Below are 16,994 nucleotides of genomic sequence, written 5' to 3'. Positions count from 1 at the left end.
TATATAACTTCTAAGCGTACTTAAGGTTGAAACTTATACATTTTTAATAAGTATATAACTTAAAAATATATTTGTCGAACATAAATATAGAAACACAAAATATGGAAGATTTATTCCAAGTTCATTTACTAAAAACACAGGTAATATCATACCAAACATACTTTGATTATATGCTTTGATTGTTTAAGATCCTAAAAACTCCTCCAAAGTAATATCTTTTGAGTAAATTTTCTCTGAATTCTCGACACCTACATACCTTACATGCCAAGGTTCATAATTATAACCTGTAATATCTTCTTTTCCTTTTCCATATCTTATTATAAATCCAAATTTATAAGCATTCTCTTGAAGCCATTTACCTTCTTTAGTGTTTTCAAAACCTGTACTCTTTTCAGCATTAGTTATATCCATTGCTAACCCTGATTGATGCTCACTTTTACCTACCGTTGCCACATACTTATATGTATACCCTTTCCCTCTTATTTTAATACTATTTTCATATAACTCTTTTTGAGTTGCATAAGACCTATAACCAGATAATGCATAAAGTATAATTCCTTCCTCCTCACCTTTATCAAATAGTCTTTTAAGTGCATCTACTGCATTCCCTTCCATTTGCATTTCTTCATTTGACACGTTAGGATAAATTTTAACCTTTGCCACTTTTAAATTATGTGGAACATAATCCTTATCCAGAGTATTTTTTCTATTCACTAACATTAACTCTCCATCATCTACATTGCTATTGTCATTAGACATATCTTTAATAGATTCAATATAAGCATTCCTTTCAATTACATCCCCTATAACTTTTATACTACCATATTTGCTGTTTATATACATTAAGCATACAATTCCTAAAATCAAAATCACTCCGATTTTCTTCTTCACCTTAAACTCCTCCTTATTTACTTTTAAAACTTAATTTCAAGTAAATAACACATTTATTTTATTTGAAATTTTTCAACAAAGTAAAATGTATATTCCTTACTTTCTTATATTACAAAAAGGAGTTTAAGAAAATTGTAATTAAACCTTAAGATTTCTTAAGATTACGGTATGATTATCTTTATGTAGAATACAGCTACACCTTCAAGCTTCATTATTATGTATAAGTAAACAATAAAAAATGGTTAATTTAAACATTTTAGTATTTATTGAATCAATCATTACATACAAATCTTTAGGATAATATATTTCTTTAAAGGACAATATATTAATGAATTAAAATTATTAATATATGGAGGTATTATATATGAGCATACTTGATGGATTTTTTGAAAAAGGTGATTCCGCTGTCAAAAAAACTACTGATGATACCGCAAACCTTAGTCTGCGCAAAGAAGAGCTTGATATTTCGAAAAGCAGAGTACAAAAAGGTGATGTAGAAATTAGTAAGGAAATTTTAGAAGAACATAAAAAAGTTGAAGTACCCGTAATACGTGAAGAAGTAGTAATTGAAAGAAGAACCTTAAACAATGAAGCAAGTGATTCCCCTATTACTAGTGAAGAAACCATTAACATTCCTGTAAGTGAGGAGAAAGTTAATGTAGGTAAACATACAGTAATAACAGGTGAAATTTCAGCTCATAAACACGAAATTGAAAATACAGTGCATATAGATGAGACCCTTAAACGAGAAGAAGCTCGAATAAATAAAATTGGTGATGTCAATATAATTGACAATGGAACCGATCAAAAACAATAAATTAGAAAACACCTCACTAATGGCTCGTGAGGTGTTTTTCAAGATAAGTGGAGGGAAAAAGCATGGCAATGGATTCCACAGAAAACAAAAACGGTAAATATATGCCAAAAGCAGCTGCTTTGAAACAAAGCATATGTGACCCTAATAAAAATGTTACCCTTAAAATTAAAGAAGAACAACTTGATATCTCTAAAGAGTGGATGCAAACAGGAGATGTTAAGATTTATAGAGAGTCTTCTACGCTACAAAAAAGTTTTACTGTGCCTGTTGAACTCGTAGATCTTGTAATAGAACATACAATTCCTGCAGATATTACTACAAAACACAAAGATATGCATACAGAAGTAATACGCATCCCTCTTAGTGAAGAAAGTATCGAATTTACAAGGCACAAAGTTACTTTAGAAGATGTATCCATATATAAACAGAAGATACAAGATATAAAAATCATTGAAGCAACATTAAAAAGAGAAGAAGCTAAAGTTAAGATATCTGGCTCCCTAAGAATTAAAGACTAATTAAGTTTAAAGCGCTTTTAATTTCTAAATTTTATGTTACTTTTTCAAAGATTGAAAATATCCACATAAGTATATTAGGATGAATAGCTCTAGAATCTAGAAATTAAACCATCACCGTGTTATTGAAAACTCACTGCGATGGTTATTTCCATATTTTTCAATGTAATACCTTATTTAATCAAATCTATATGTTCTATATTCCTTATAGTTAGATACGCAATAAATACTCCTACAATAGAAAGTGCTATTGGTATTGCAATAATATCACCTAATGAGTACCCTCCATTATTAGAACATACAATAGATACTATTAATATTGAAGATATTATTGTAGTAGGTACCGATTTTTTTCTCATCCCAAAATATATAGGAATTAGTCCCATACCGGTAGAAGCTAAAGCATTAATGCCAATAGTCATAAAACTCCTTATTATTGTGGAACTGGTTAATTTATCAGGCGTAAAATTGTAAAAGTTATTAATAATGCATAAAACAAAATCTATAAAGATATTAGATAAAACTGTAGATATAAAAGTGAATAACACCACAATGAGCAGTTTAGCTATGATCAACTTTTTTCTACTTATAGGATACATAAACAATACCGTAATTGTATTGCTCTTATATTCTTCAATTATGAACCTGGCAATAAGCACTGAAGCAAATATTATAAAAGTAGCTTTTACCGTGGTATCAACCATTGAAAAAGTAAAAGTAAGGCTAGTGAAGTCTATGTCCCCTACATTTTTTGATACAACAATTGTCATTGCGAATATAGCTATTATAACTATGTTTGCGATTATGGCTCCTTTTATATATCCCCCCATCTTAACCTTTTCCATTTCTAATTTCATTAATTTAAACATCCATGTCATCTCCATGTAATAAATTTTAAAAGTGTATTTACCATTTTTCATACCTCTAAATCTACTTGCGGTTCCTTAATCAAGTTACTTCTAACAACCTGTACTCATTACTGTACTTACCCTTCCCATCATTGATAAATGCAAGAAGTTTCAACTTCAGTTATTCCTCCGTCAATATACAAATTTGCTAAATATTATTTAATAACATCTACATGTTCTATATTCCTTATAGATAGATACGCAATAAATACTCCTATAATAGAAAGTGCTATTGATATTGCAATACTATTACTTAATGAATGACCGCCCCTATCGCCACATACAATAGATACTATTAATATTGAAGATACTATTGTAACAGGTACTGATTTTTTTCTCATTCCAAAATATAGAGGAATTAGTCCCATACCGCTAGATGCTAAAGCATTAATACCAATAGTCATAAAGTTACTCATTATTAATGAGCTGGTTAATTTGTCAGGCGTAAAGTTATAAAAATTATTAACAATACATAAAACAAAATCTATAAAAATATTAGATAAAACTGTAGAAATAAAAGTGAATACTACCACAATAAGTAGTTTAGCTATAATCAACTTTTTTCTACTTATAGGATACATAAACAATACCGTAATTGTATTGCTTTTATATTCTTCAATTATGAACCTAGCAATAAGCACTGAAGCAAATATTATAAAAGTACCTTTTACCATGCCATCAACAAATGAAAAAGTAAAGGGGATGCTAGTAAACTCTACACCGCCTTCATTTTTTGTTGAAAAAATCATTACTGCCAGCAGCGCTATTATAACTATATTTGCGATTATAACCCCTTTTATATTTCGCCATACCTTACTCTTTTTCATTTCTAATTTTATTAATTTAAGAATTTATGTCACCTCCATTTAACAAGTTTAAGAAGTGTTCTTCTAATGAACTGTTTTTCTTAGTTATTTCTTCAATGAGAACATCATTTAAAACTAAGGTTTTAGATATAATGCTTTGTGGTACTGTAGCTTCATATATCCTTATTACACCAATATCCAGAACTTTAAAATTGGATATATTAAGATTGTTTGATAGAATATACGACGCTTTTTTGTAATCTTTAGTAACCAGTTCTATATATTCTGTATTACTTTCTCTGATGCTTTGCATAGAAACTTCTTCTATTAATCTACCACTATTTATAACTCCTATGGTATCCGCTATTTGCTCAATTTCTCCTAAACTATGACTAGATAACAATATAGTTATTCCGTACTCCTTACTCAACATTTTAAATAAATTTCTTAAATCCTTAATGCCTATTGGGTCAAGTCCATTGATAGGTTCGTCTAGTATTAATAATTCTGGCTTGGTTGTGATTGCTCTTGCAATTCCGAGCCTTTGCTTCATACCAAGAGAAAAATCTTTAACTAGTTTATTATCAATATTTTTTAGATTTACAAGATCTATCGCTTTATCAATTGCTCCCTTATCGTGGTAACCCATGTACCCACAGTGAAGCTCCAAATTTTCTCTGGCTGTAAGCCTTTCATAAAACACGGGATATTCAATGATAGAACCAAGCCTTTTTAAAACCTCATAGGAGGTATCTGTAAGCTTTTCGCCGAAAATTTCAACTTCACCACTTGTAGGCTTAACTAGATTTGTCATTATCTTCATAATTGTTGTTTTCCCTGCACCATTTGGTCCTAGAAACCCATAAATTTCACCCTTTTTAATATTCATATTCACATTTGCTACCACTTCTTTGCCATTATATGTTTTAGTCAGATTACTAGTTTTTAGTATATATTCCATTTTATCTCCCCCTTCAACCACTTTCCATATTTATATTATAGCAATTGAACTTCTCTTTTTTATTACTTAAATCTTACAAAATTCTTAAGTCTTTTCTAAAAAAAGGTGCCCTATCTTTATAGTGGTACTATAGACAGGTCACCTTGCTTTACATAATCATTAATAGGTTATTCTTTTTAATTTAAAAATAAACGACGTTTTCTCATAAGGTTTGCTCTCGAGGATTATCTCTCCCTCTAATTTTTCTACAAGTCTTTTAGTTATTGTAAGACCAAGACCACTGCCTTGATACAGTTTATTTCTTGAATCCTCAAGAGTGTACATCCTTTCAAAGACCCTATCTTGATGCGTTTCACTAATGCCTTTACCCTTATCCCAAACCTCTACATATACATACTCCTCATCACTTCTAAGTGTTAATCCTAAAACCATTCCATCGTTTCCATATTTAATGGCATTTGAAATGAAATTATTTATAATTCTATCTAGCGCCTCTTCATTTCCTAGACAATAAATGTTGATTTTTGGAATATCAATAATAACCTCAAAGCCTTTATTAGTTAAAATATCATAAAAAGCTAATATGTTTTTTTTGCAAACCTCATTAATATTAATTCTTGTTAGTGGTATATCCGTGTCCCCTGACTCTAGCTTTGCTAAGTCAAAGAACTTATTAATGAGCTTCATCACTTCTTTTGTTTTATTTTCAACCTTTGATAATAAGAAATTTCTTTCTTCGCTGCTTATATCGCTGTCCAGTTTTATTGTTTCAATATACCCAAGCACCACTGTAAGTGGTGTTTTTAAATCATGAGAGATATTTGAAAGCATTTTCTTCATTGTTATTTCAGCCTTCAAATAATCTGCTAGTATTTTTTGATTATGTTCTAAAACCTTATTAATCTCTATTAAAATGGGTATAATCTCTTTATCGTCAGTAAAGACTAAAAGCTTTTCACTGGTGTTGCTTTTTATAATATTGTTTAACTTTTCATGAATGTACTTTAAATTGTCACTTCTATGTTTTTTGGATTTATGCTGAATGTAAATGATACCCAATAAAATAACTATTACTATTAATAAAAAAATAATCATTTTAAAATTCTCCTAATTTGTAGCCTATGCCCCATAATGTTTTAAGATATTTAGGCTCTGAAGGATTGTCCTCTATTTTCTCTCTTAATCTTCTCATATGCACATTTATAACATTCTCATCTCCAAAATATTCATCATTCCAAACAACACTGTAGATTTGTGCTTTAGTAAAAACTCTATTTGGATTCGAAATGAATAGTCTTAAAATATCAAATTCTTTTGAAGTCAGCTGTAGATTTACACCCTTTTTAGTAACTGAATAGTTTTTCAAATTAACAGTAAGGTGGTTAACATTAATAATAGTCGCTTCTTCTTTCTTATCGTTTTTAGCATATTGATTGGCACGTCTTATCCCTGCCTTAACCCTTGCACAAAGCTCTATCATTGAAAAAGGCTTTGTGATATAGTCATCAGCACCGAGTCCCAGTCCTACAGCCGTGTCTACATCACTGTCCTTTGCTGACATAATTAAAATAGGTATTAAGCTTGTTTCTCTTACAATTTTCATAACTTCCATTCCATCAAGCCTCGGCATCATTATATCAAGAACAATTAAATCAAAGGAATTATTTAAAAACTTACCTACTCCTTCTTCTCCATTGAAAGCAGTAGTTATGTTAAAACCCTCTTTTATTAGGTAATTCTCAACCATTTCACTAATAGCTATATCATCTTCAACAAGTAGAATTCTATTTTCCATAAAAGTGACACCTCTTTTTTTATAAATATTTATAACTTTATTATAACTTAGTTATCAGTGTAAATAAATACCTGTAAATTTACACATTCATTGTTCTCTCTTTCAATAGAAAATACAATGACTACACCTAATTTGATTATGTAAAATATTTATTTTTCTATAATATATCTTTCAAAAAATTCATTTACATTCATCCCTGTTTCTTCTTCCATCTTTTTATTTAATTCATCATTCATTTTTGTCATATTTTCTATATATTTTTTATAATCTTCATTAAGAATAGTCAAATATTCACTAAATTTCGTGTGAAAACGCCCAAATTCTTTAGAATAATCATCGCAAAATGAACCGAATTCGTTCACTTGTTCCTTTTCTTTTTCATCTTCTTTTAACAATAGGTAACTGTCCTTAATCCTTTTTATATACCCTTTAATGTATGCTTTATCATAATTTATTATATTTTTAATGACAGACAAATGTCTTCTCTTATCTTCTTCTGAAATACCTTCATTTTCAAGCTTATTTTCAAGTTCCTTAAAATAGTTATTATCCAAAAAAAATTCTTCGGTATTTATTTCATCCAATTCCTCCACAAGTTTTAACCACACTCTTCTTTTTCCCTCGTTATCAATAACAATATTCAAAAATGGTTCAAAGTTCATAATAAGACTTTCACCAAATATTCCTGGGAATATTCTACTAAGAGCATTTGAAATATATTCTTTCTTTTCACCTATGGACAATTCTAATGTTTCCCTAAGCAGCTTTATATGTTCTCCCGCAGCGTCATAATCAGTTAAATTTTTCTCTATAATATTTAAAATAATTAGTCTACTTTTCTCTAAATTTTCAATATCTTTATCTATTCTAGAAAGCGCTTGCGCCATAACTTCGGGAATACTTTTGTTACCAGAAGTCACAGTTTTGATTTGTGCAATGGGAATACCCAACGTTCTAAGCGCTCCTATTAAATTAAGCTTTATGACATCTTGACAAGTGTACTCTCTATAGTTATTTTGAATATTTTTTAAAGGCATAATTAACCCTTCACTTTCGTAATACTTTATTGCCCTTTTGGTTAATCCAGTTTTTTCAGCAGCATCTTTTATGTTCATGCGTCACCCCTCCCTTATAATAATTCAATTTTAAACCTGACAGTGAGGTACATGTCAATTCTTTTTATAGTATTGTTAAATAATCTAGAGATTTACCCTCATTATTATTAATGTTACAATTATACTAAACAAGGCAAATTTTACTGGAAATTTTCAGATTTCTATTATATATAATATTAGGCGAAACTAACCATTGATGTTTCACCTTATTTTAGGGGTGTAAAAAATGTATAAGATAATGATAGTTGAAGATGATAAATCACTGTGCACTAACATGAATGAAATGTTGATAAAGTGGGGGTTTGATGCAATGCCTGTGGATAACTTTGAGAACATAACTGCAGAGTTTGCTCGCAACAATCCAGATTTGGTTATTATGGATGTAAATCTACCTTGCTTTGATGGATTTTACTGGTGTAATAAGCTTCGCGAAGTATCAAAGGTGCCTATAATATTCGTTTCTTCAAGGGATACGAATATGGATATTATCATGGCCATGAATACCGGTGGTGATGAATATATAACCAAGCCTTTTTCAATGGATATTTTAATTGCTAAAATAAATGCATTGCTTAGAAGAGCCTATTCTTATGGTGAGCAAACTTCTGATTTAGTAGAATGTGATGGAGTAATCCTAAACTTAATTGAAAATACTCTAATGCATAAAGAAGCGAAAATTGAGCTGACAAAAAATGAATTCAAAGTAATGCTACTTCTTATGAAAAACAGGGGTAAGACCATATCTCGCGAGAGGATAATGAGGGCACTTTGGGATGATGATAATTTTATTAATGACAATACTCTTACAGTAAACATTAACAGGCTCCGCGAGAAACTTTGCGGTATTGGCCTCAATGATTTTATAGTTACTAAAAAAGGATATGGGTACATGATACTATGACTATAATGACATATATTAAAAATTCAGCCTTAAAAATATTATATTTCATCTGTATTTTGTTTACTATAAATCTAATCCTATTAAGCAGCAATCCTATTGATGCACAATTTACCGATATAGCATACATGGATTTTTTGCTCCTTTTTATATCATTAATCTTTACATTTATTGATTATAAAAGGTGGGCATACAGTTACAAAGGGATTTGCGAAGCTATAAATAATAAAGATAAAGTAGATACAAGATTACCAAGTAGCAGTTACTATTTTGAAGTTCAGCTTATAAAAGATATAGTCAAACTCAAAAATGTTGAAATGGAAGAAAAAGTTCAAGAAGTAAAGTCAGACCTTGATGAAATGAATGATTATATAACAAAGTGGGTTCATGAAATAAAAATACCTGTTTCGGTATGTGAGCTCATCGCTGGTAAAATAGAGGAAATAACTATGTCAGAGCAGCTTATACTCGAATTTAATCGAATAAATTTCCTTATTAACCAGGTCCTTTATACAAGTAGATCATCTAGCTATTCGGAAGATTTACAAATCAATGAAATTAACATTGAAACTCTGATAAAAAAAGTCGTTAGAAGAAATGCTACACTTTTCATATCAAAAAACATAAGTTTAGAACTTGGGAATATAAACTACACTGTTACGACAGATGAAAAATGGCTCTCATATATTGTTGATCAGCTTATTAATAATGCCTGCAAATATGTACCTAATGATGGTAAAATAACTATTTGTGTTAATGAAGAATCGAAAGTTATTGTACTTCATGTTAAAGATAATGGTATTGGAATAAAAGAAAAAGACATAAAAAGAATATTTGACAGGGGTTTTACAGGAGAAAACGGAAGAATCTTAGCAAAATCCACAGGCATGGGTTTATATTTATCTAAAAAAATGGCTCATAAATTAAGTCATAATATATATGTTAAATCTGAGGAAGAAAAGGGTACAGAATTTAGTGTGTGTTTCTATAAACTATCAGATTACGCAAAGGTTACATAAATGTAACCTTAAAACATTAAATGTAACTTAAATTCGATGGCAGGAAGCGAGGTCAATAGGTAGAATAAAGGTAAGCTTTTATTTTATGAGGAGGATTTTTATGAGTATTGTTATTGAAACTAAAAATTTAAAGAAAGTTTACGGCTTAAAAGGTATGGCGTCTAACGCTTTAGATGGACTTGATTTGCAAGTTGAAAAGGGTGAATTTCTAGGCATAATGGGACCTTCCGGGTCAGGTAAAACTACTCTTTTAAATATTATTTCTACCATTGATGAACCTACTAGTGGTAGCTATTTCTTTGAAGAAAATGATATGAAAAGAATTAAGGGACGTGAACTTGCAGCTTTTAGGAAGAACAAAATAGGTTTTATATTTCAGGATTTTAACCTACTCGATACAATGTCTATTCAGGATAATATAGCGCTCCCTCTTGCCCTTAGTAAAGTAAATCATGATGAAATAATAAAAAAGGTAAATGAGATTGCTGGCTTTTTAGGCTTAAAGGATCATCTAAGCAAATATCCATATCAGCTTTCTGGCGGTCAAAAGCAAAGAACCGCCGCAGCTAGGGCTCTTATAACTTCACCTTCGGTTATATTTGCAGACGAACCTACAGGGGCCTTGGATTCGAAATCGGCAGCAGAACTTCTGCAATGCCTTACAGACCTAAATGAGAAATTTAAAACTACTATAATAATGGTGACTCATGATGCGTTTGCTGCAAGCTATTGCAGACGAATAATGTTTATAAAAGATGGAAAGATTCATGCAAAACTTGATAAAAATCAAGGAAGAAAAGAGTTTTTTAAGCGAATTATGGACATGGGTGCATCAATGAGTGGCGATACAGATTATTACGGACAAAGGGAAGAAAATAGGAGGGCTTTTTAATGAATTCCTTCAGCATAGCTTTCGATAATTTTAAGAGAAACATAAAAGTCTACAGTCTATATATAATGTCTATGATTTTTTCAGTGCTTGTTTTCTACAATTTTGTAGCACTGAAATATAATCCAGATTTTCAAAAAGCTAATGAAACTAGTTATTATATTAAAGACGTATCAAGTTCAGTTTCTTGGTTGCTACTTTTATTTATTATATTTTTCATCTGGTTTTCAAGTTCTTTCTTTTTAAATCAAAGAAAAAAAGAAATAGGAATTTATGCTTTTATGGGCGTCTCCAATTCTCAAATAGCACTTATTTATTCTATAGAACTTATTTTTATGGGAATAACTGCAACAGCAGTTGGGCTTTTACTTGGAATTATCTTTTGTAAGCTGTTTCTAATGATGCTGGCTAAAGTAGCTCTATTAAACATGAAAATAGGTTTTTTCATATGTACTAAAGCAATAATTCAAACTTCCATCACATTTTTTGTAATCTTCTTTTTAAATGCAGTTTTAGGTTATATAAACATATCTAGAAGTAAGTTAATTGACTTGTTTAATGCAACTAAACGAGAAGAAAAACTTCCAAGGGCTAATTATGTAAAAGGTTTGTTGTCTATAATATTCATATTTACGGGATATTACTTTGCAAGAAATGCTATTGGTATGAAATTTACTGCAAACCTACCTCCTGCCATTATATTTGTAGTAATAGGTACCTGTTGGTTTTTTGGCTCTGTGTATTCTATAATAATGAAATTTATAATAAACAGAAAGAAAATATTATATAATGGAGTAAATATAGTATGCATGTCTAACATTGCCTTTAGGATAAAAAATAACTATCGAACTTTAGCGGCAGTTGCCATATTAGCTACAATTACTTTAACTTCTTATGGAACAGTAGCATCTCTTAAGTATTTTATTGGAATAAGAGATTATATACAATCTCCTTATGAAATTTCCTATGTTTCTTCTGAAAAAACAGTTAAGCAGCAGGTAAGAGACAAGTTAAAGGAATATAAAAAAGATATAATCCTTGAAGAAAACACTGAATTTCTTATTATAAAACCTCACGTTTATGTAGAAACCAAATTGAAGGATTCAGAAACAGTAGCCTTAAAATATTCAGATTTTATAAAAATAAGTTCTGACCTAGAAGCAAAGAACATTAATGATTTTAAAAAAGAGACCTTGTCCAGTGGCGAAACAATATATGTAGCACCACCTACTGTAGTAATGAGTCTTTATGATTATAAAAATGAAAAAGCTTCTATAAATAATAAGGACTATACTATAAAGAATACACTTAAAACTCCTGTTTTTGGTATTGGCATACCCACATCATGTCTTATATTAAATGATGAAGACTATGATTTCCTTAAGGCTACTTCTGACACATATCAGTTTAATGGGATAAAAATAAATAATACAGACAATATGAAATTGCTAAAACAGGAATTATACAAGATTAATTCACCTAAAGAGCCTTCGCGTGAAAATGTGAGTGAGAACATATCTTCTTTCCGTGAATTATTCACAACTAATTCAATTAAAGATTCTTTACGTGTAAATGCCAGCAAGGATACATCTTCTTACAATATTTTTGGAATAATTTATTTCCTTGGAGCTTTTCTTTCACTAGTTTTCATAATTGCAACAGGAAGCATAATATATTTCAAAATTGTAAGTGAAGCCTATTTAGATAAAAATAAATATGTTTTATTAAAAAGGCTTGGAATGACAGAGAAAGAAATTTTCAAAGCTACTGCAATACAAATAGGAATGTCCTATCTGTTGCCTTTAGTTGTTGGCATAATCCACAGCTGCGTTGCAATGTCTGTTTTAAGCAAACTGATGAATTATAACATAATAGTACCCGCTATCAGTAGCATTGTTATTTTTGTAGCTGTATATATCGTTTACTTTATTGCTACTACAAGGAAGTATATGAAGATAGTTATGTAAATGGTTTTTTTATTATGGACATGAAAATAGATTAGCACATTGACTTGTTATTTATTTAAATGCCCTCTCATTTTTAAAATAAATAGAAGTAGGGAGTCATTCATCCTGTAATCACTTTACAGCTTCTTGACCCCCATACTTCTATTTATTTAGTCTACTTTTTCCCAAGCTGTCCATGGTGTTTCTGGGTTTGTTGTTCCACCCGCTCCAGCACCTTAGTATAAAGTAACTCTACCGAATTCTGGACCATTTGCATGCATTCTTTGAGTCATTTCAATACTTACTATTCCGTCTAATCCATTTAATACTTTATCAGTTCTTAAATTAAACTTCATTGAAGCACCTGGCTTTATAAGTTTTTGTTCTGACCCATCAAATGAAAGAACATAGTATCCATTTTCTTCTTTAACTGCTGGTGCTGGATATTCTCCTCCAGTAACTTTAACTCCGTTAGTTTTTATATATAATTTAGTATGCTTTAAAGTCTTTGCAGCTGTTTCTGTAAGTTGTATAGTTTGGCCGCTTGTTTCTATTTTACAATCATTTTTTAAATCAATAGATAATGCACCTCCATTTCCCCATGCTGGTTTGCTTGAAGTAACTGAAGCTTTTGCATATACTTTTGGTTGAACTATTTTATAAGTAGGTAATGCATCTTTCCCAAATAAACCTTCTTTAGTTGCTTTTGTTAACTCATCTCTCTTAGTTGAATCTGTTTGCTTATCTTGAGATGCCATCCATGCAATCATCCCACCTAAGTTATTATCCTTAACATACTTAGTTTTTTCTGCAATTGATCTTGGGTTATCGTAAGTGAAGAACGCTCCTGTCTTTTCATTGTACATGTATGGTGCTTTTGCAGTATCATCCCAATATTCTTTTATTCCTGGATATTTAGCTTTTAACTCATCTTGATTTCTCCATCCCCAAACTCCACTGTTACGACCACCGTCTCCCGATTTTACCGGAGCATAATTGGTAGCCCCATAAGAAAGTGTTCCATCTGAATCCTTTTTTATTTGAGTTGCTTTTCCAAACAAACCTGGAAGATTTTTATCTGGCACATCATTTGAAACTTTTTCCCAGCCTCTAGTGTAATATGCGGCACCTATAACTAATTTTTCTGATGGTGCTCCAAGTTCAATATATTTCTTAATACTTGAATCAACTGTGAATCCCTTTCCTGCAAACGGATCATTAGGATTATCATAAAGAGCAGTTTGATGACCACTTGTATCTGACCATGCACCTGCTGCATCATAAGTCATAATGTTACCAAAATCTAATATTTTAAACATTTCATTAACATTAATACCAACATTAGTTTTTTCATGTGCCATTGGTAACGCTGCTGACATCTCATATTTCTTATCTAATATTTTTTCCTTTGCATCTAATGCTACCCTAAATTCTTTAAGCATCGTTATATAATTTTCTTTATCTGCCGGAATTGAATCGGGATTACCCATATCATTTTTGTTATCAACCTTGTCTGCCGCCCTAACTTCGCCTGGATATTCCCAATCAAAATCTACGAAATCTAAATTAGCATACTCCATAAAATCTAATACATTTTTAATAAACTTAGCTCTAGTTTGTGGATTTCTAGCTACCCATGTAAAATTATTTGATTTAGACCATCCACCTAAAGATGTACCAATTTTTAAATTCGGATTTTTCTCTCTTAAAGATTGGTATTCATTTATGATACCACCATTAATATCTCCATACGTAACACCTGCATTTCCTAGTGGATGTCCAATATTAGCGTCCTTATCACAAAATGCCAATTCACCATCTTTAGTAAAGTCCATGAATGCAAGATTCAAATGTGTTAGTTTATCTACCGGTATATCTTTAGGAAAAAAGTTTCCTTCTCCTCCCCAAATTGACCAATCTCCATAATACATAACATTACGAAGTTTAGAAGTAGATGCTTTTTGCTCGACCTCCTGTGGTGGTGCTGCTAAATTATTAACTGTAGCTGCTGGTACAACACTTGTCATTGTTAACGTGGCAATTGCAGCTAATGCTACTACTGATTTGATATTTTTAAATAATTTCTTTTTTGACATGATTTTTCTCCCCCTTAATAATTTTTTTCATTTAATTACATATCTTTTCCTACTATAACTAAGTCATATATATCAATGATATTATCACCATCTGCATTACTTTACAGCGATAAATCAACAATAACTTTGTAATGTGACACACTCGTTGGTAATGTTCCAGCAGGTGTCCACCACGAAATATTTTCATAAATCTTACCTTCATATACTACCTTTTGTCCATTTGTATATAAAGTTCCGGCATCCCAAATAGCTGCATTTGAATGAGCTTTAGGAATAACATATATTTTTGCATCTTTTTTATCTACCATTCCACCCTTATCTGTAATACTATATTTTACTGTATAAGTTCCAACCTTTTTTGTATCAACTTCACCTGATACAGCTATACTACTAGTTATATCTCCATCTTCTACATCATTTGCAAAAATACCATTCATAATATTAAAAGGTGACCCTTCTACTATAACTTGATCTTTAACACCTTTAAGTGTAGGAAGATGATTACCATTAACAGGTTGACTAGCAGGAATCTTCCCATTAATCTTTATATTTTTAACTCCCGCGAAACATAACTTCATCTTAGCCTTAACTGATGCGGTCCTACCATTTGGAATATCAGTCCAACCAGATGTTTTTAAGTTTACTCTATAGAAATCGCCAACTTCTGTAACAGTTCCAGTTCCTCCTTCCGCTCCAACGTATAAAGCAGATTTAGGTATATCAAATTGAATCTCCCATCCCTTAGGAATCGTTGCTCCAGTATTGTTAGTTACTGTGAATACGGTTTCTCCATTTGGATGATCATATTTAGTAATAGTATCAACTTTAACATCGATTGCTTGAGCATCTCCAATATCTTCTTTTGTTTCTTTACAATTTCCCATTTTATCTAATCCACTTTTCAGATTTTTAGTTAATGTATCCCCGAAAGTATATTTACCTTCGTTTGTCTTATCTGAACCTTTAACATAGTTAGGATTAACACCATAGTCACCATTCATAACCCAGATTAAAGCTCCACCTAAGTTTTTATCTCCAATGTACTTAACTCTTTCATCTATTGATTGTTCGTTTTCGAAAGATAAAAATACTTTTTTATCTCCTTGCCACACATATGGCACCTTACCAACATCGTCCCAGTGAATTTTCAAGTTAGGATCTTTTTCCATAAGGTTTAATACATGCCATAATGGATTAGTGCCAGCAGGGTCCGGAGTTCCATCTTTATTATCATCATCTCCCCAAAGGTTGTACTTTCCTGCGGCAGGTGTTTTACTTTTACCATGTAAACCTGAACCATTCCCACCTTGTACGTTTTCCCAGCCTCTTGTATAGTATGGAATTCCCATTAAAATCTTTTCTGGAGGAAGCACCCCTCTATAGAACTTGTATGCCCAATCCATATTAAGAGTTGGCATCGCCATTCCAGTAGTTTCATTATCAGCTGCATCTGGGTAGATATTTGCTAAGTTTTCAACATTTTCATTCCATCCACCATGAAAATCATATGACATTATACTTAGAAAATCTAAATAACTTGCATATCTATTATCTTGAACTCCACCAAGCACCCAAGATGAAGCAGTAACTGCTGCAGTTAATAAATATTTTTCATTATCTGCTTTTGAAGCTGCATCTAATTTTTCTCTTAACGTTTTCATTAAAACGTTGTATCTTTCATTTAATACAGCTCTTCTTGGTTCTGATAAATCTGCATCCGCAGGATTCCCAGATGTAGCTACTGATGATGGATATTCGAAATCAATATCCACGCCATCAAACCCATATTTTCTAATAAAGTCAACACAAGAATCAGCAAATGTGTTAATCCCAGAATCTGTATCTATCATTTTATAAAAACCTCTAGTTCCTGTCCATCCACCTACAGATATTAATAAATCTACATCTGGATATTGTTTTTTCATTTGTTGTAATACATTAAAGTGACCTTTATATGGTAGATTTGGATCCAACTTTACCTCCTTCCCATTATGCTCTAATTTATGATCTGCGAAATCCTCTTCAATAGCTGCTTTTTTATCTCCAAATCCAATTTTATTGTCTTCTCCAACCATTGCAAATGAATATTGGATATGTGTTAAAGAATCCCATTGTAAATCAGCTACATCGAAATTACCTTGAACTTCACTTTTGTAAGCCCATTCTGGAAAATATCCAACTACCTTTCTTTCTAAGTCTTTCGTCTTTTCATCGCTTGTAACTGCCTTCGCCGGTGTTGCAAATGTACTAACTGCAAAAACAGATACCATAATTGCTGCCATCGCCTTTTTAAATTTGATTACTTTCACTTATTGCGCCTCCTTATTTTTTATAAAAT

Annotated in this window: 15 protein-coding genes; 6 read left to right on the top strand and 9 right to left on the bottom strand. The window is 31.1% G+C overall.

What is annotated here, in order from left to right; all coding sequences use genetic code 11:
• Positions 1 to 183: 183 nt before the first annotated feature.
• Positions 184 to 891, bottom strand: coding sequence for a M15 family metallopeptidase (locus tag KTC94_RS11855; RefSeq protein WP_220286256.1), 708 nt, complete (start codon positions 889 to 891; stop codon positions 184 to 186).
• A gap of 364 nt (positions 892 to 1,255) precedes the next feature.
• Between KTC94_RS11855 and KTC94_RS11850 the strand changes: the two genes are divergently transcribed.
• Both KTC94_RS11850 and KTC94_RS11845 read left to right on the top strand, forming a co-directional pair.
• Entirely contained in the window at positions 1,256 to 1,708 is a 453-nt protein-coding gene (locus KTC94_RS11850; RefSeq protein ID WP_216302062.1) for a YsnF/AvaK domain-containing protein, read from the top strand.
• A gap of 62 nt (positions 1,709 to 1,770) precedes the next feature.
• A complete protein-coding gene (locus tag KTC94_RS11845) occupies positions 1,771 to 2,226 on the top strand; it encodes a YsnF/AvaK domain-containing protein (RefSeq protein ID WP_253198099.1) in 456 nt (151 codons plus the stop codon).
• 170 nt (positions 2,227 to 2,396) lie between these two features.
• Here KTC94_RS11845 and KTC94_RS11840 read toward each other — a convergent pair whose 3' ends face one another.
• From KTC94_RS11840 to KTC94_RS11815, 6 genes are all read right to left on the bottom strand, one after another.
• The gene (locus KTC94_RS11840) at positions 2,397 to 3,092 is read right to left on the bottom strand and encodes an ABC transporter permease (protein WP_220319875.1); all 696 of its coding nucleotides are present in this window, start codon (positions 3,090 to 3,092) and stop codon (positions 2,397 to 2,399) included.
• A gap of 194 nt (positions 3,093 to 3,286) precedes the next feature.
• Positions 3,287 to 3,970, bottom strand: coding sequence for an ABC transporter permease (locus KTC94_RS11835; protein WP_304518726.1), 684 nt, complete (start codon positions 3,968 to 3,970; stop codon positions 3,287 to 3,289).
• 4 nt (positions 3,971 to 3,974) lie between these two features.
• Positions 3,975 to 4,898: an ABC transporter ATP-binding protein gene (locus KTC94_RS11830; RefSeq protein ID WP_216302063.1), complete on the bottom strand. Its 924-nt coding sequence runs from the start codon at positions 4,896 to 4,898 to the stop codon at positions 3,975 to 3,977.
• 159 nt (positions 4,899 to 5,057) lie between these two features.
• A complete protein-coding gene (locus KTC94_RS11825; protein ID WP_216302064.1) occupies positions 5,058 to 5,993 on the bottom strand; it encodes a sensor histidine kinase KdpD in 936 nt (311 codons plus the stop codon).
• Position 5,994: 1 nt separating this feature from the next.
• A complete protein-coding gene (locus KTC94_RS11820) occupies positions 5,995 to 6,693 on the bottom strand; it encodes a response regulator transcription factor (protein WP_216302065.1) in 699 nt (232 codons plus the stop codon).
• Between the two features lie 149 nt (positions 6,694 to 6,842).
• The gene (locus tag KTC94_RS11815) at positions 6,843 to 7,808 is read right to left on the bottom strand and encodes a MerR family transcriptional regulator (protein ID WP_220319876.1); all 966 of its coding nucleotides are present in this window, start codon (positions 7,806 to 7,808) and stop codon (positions 6,843 to 6,845) included.
• A gap of 226 nt (positions 7,809 to 8,034) precedes the next feature.
• Here KTC94_RS11815 and KTC94_RS11810 point away from each other — a divergent pair, with 226 nt between their 5' ends.
• The 4 genes from KTC94_RS11810 to KTC94_RS11795 all read left to right on the top strand — a co-directional run bounded on the left by KTC94_RS11810 (position 8,035) and on the right by KTC94_RS11795 (position 12,581).
• Positions 8,035 to 8,709, top strand: coding sequence for a response regulator transcription factor (locus KTC94_RS11810; protein ID WP_216302067.1), 675 nt, complete (start codon positions 8,035 to 8,037; stop codon positions 8,707 to 8,709).
• Positions 8,706 to 9,725 carry a sensor histidine kinase gene (locus KTC94_RS11805; RefSeq protein WP_220319877.1) on the top strand — a complete coding sequence of 340 codons (1,020 nt, stop codon included), beginning with the start codon at positions 8,706 to 8,708 and terminating at the stop codon, positions 9,723 to 9,725. Before KTC94_RS11810 ends, KTC94_RS11805 begins: the two co-directional genes overlap by 4 nt.
• Before the next feature lie 100 nt (positions 9,726 to 9,825).
• On the top strand, positions 9,826 to 10,617 hold the full coding sequence (locus KTC94_RS11800) for an ABC transporter ATP-binding protein (protein ID WP_220319878.1): 792 nt from the start codon (positions 9,826 to 9,828) through the stop codon (positions 10,615 to 10,617).
• Positions 10,617 to 12,581 carry an FtsX-like permease family protein gene (locus KTC94_RS11795; RefSeq protein ID WP_220319879.1) on the top strand — a complete coding sequence of 655 codons (1,965 nt, stop codon included), beginning with the start codon at positions 10,617 to 10,619 and terminating at the stop codon, positions 12,579 to 12,581. Before KTC94_RS11800 ends, KTC94_RS11795 begins: the two co-directional genes overlap by 1 nt.
• Positions 12,582 to 12,796: 215 nt before the next feature.
• Here the strand turns inward: KTC94_RS11795 and KTC94_RS11790 are convergent, their stop codons facing one another.
• The gene (locus KTC94_RS11790; RefSeq protein ID WP_220319880.1) at positions 12,797 to 14,656 is read right to left on the bottom strand and encodes a glycosyl hydrolase family 18 protein; all 1,860 of its coding nucleotides are present in this window, start codon (positions 14,654 to 14,656) and stop codon (positions 12,797 to 12,799) included.
• A 101-nt stretch (positions 14,657 to 14,757) separates the two neighbouring features.
• The gene (locus KTC94_RS11785; RefSeq protein ID WP_258280604.1) at positions 14,758 to 16,965 is read right to left on the bottom strand and encodes a glycosyl hydrolase family 18 protein; all 2,208 of its coding nucleotides are present in this window, start codon (positions 16,963 to 16,965) and stop codon (positions 14,758 to 14,760) included.
• Between the last annotated feature and the right edge of the window lie 29 nt (positions 16,966 to 16,994).

The organism is Clostridium sp. CM028 (assembly GCF_030585565.1).
Classification (GTDB): Bacteria; Bacillota; Clostridia; order Clostridiales; family Clostridiaceae; genus Clostridium_AD; species Clostridium_AD estertheticum_B.
The sequence above is the reverse complement of the archived record's forward strand: the minus strand, read 5'-3'. Positions and strand labels throughout refer to the sequence as shown.

Coding starts and splice junctions, on each gene's coding strand:
- KTC94_RS11790 (WP_220319880.1), bottom strand. CDS start 14,656: ATGTCAAAAAAGAAATTATTTAAAAATATCAAATCAGTAGTAGCATTA.
- KTC94_RS11820 (WP_216302065.1), bottom strand. CDS start 6,693: ATGGAAAATAGAATTCTACTTGTTGAAGATGATATAGCTATTAGTGAA.
- KTC94_RS11795 (WP_220319879.1), top strand. CDS start 10,617: ATGAATTCCTTCAGCATAGCTTTCGATAATTTTAAGAGAAACATAAAA.
- KTC94_RS11830 (WP_216302063.1), bottom strand. CDS start 4,898: ATGGAATATATACTAAAAACTAGTAATCTGACTAAAACATATAATGGC.
- KTC94_RS11810 (WP_216302067.1), top strand. CDS start 8,035: ATGTATAAGATAATGATAGTTGAAGATGATAAATCACTGTGCACTAAC.
- KTC94_RS11825 (WP_216302064.1), bottom strand. CDS start 5,993: ATGATTATTTTTTTATTAATAGTAATAGTTATTTTATTGGGTATCATT.
- KTC94_RS11845 (WP_253198099.1), top strand. CDS start 1,771: ATGGCAATGGATTCCACAGAAAACAAAAACGGTAAATATATGCCAAAA.
- KTC94_RS11840 (WP_220319875.1), bottom strand. CDS start 3,092: ATGTTTAAATTAATGAAATTAGAAATGGAAAAGGTTAAGATGGGGGGA.
- KTC94_RS11805 (WP_220319877.1), top strand. CDS start 8,706: ATGACTATAATGACATATATTAAAAATTCAGCCTTAAAAATATTATAT.
- KTC94_RS11815 (WP_220319876.1), bottom strand. CDS start 7,808: ATGAACATAAAAGATGCTGCTGAAAAAACTGGATTAACCAAAAGGGCA.
- KTC94_RS11850 (WP_216302062.1), top strand. CDS start 1,256: ATGAGCATACTTGATGGATTTTTTGAAAAAGGTGATTCCGCTGTCAAA.
- KTC94_RS11800 (WP_220319878.1), top strand. CDS start 9,826: ATGAGTATTGTTATTGAAACTAAAAATTTAAAGAAAGTTTACGGCTTA.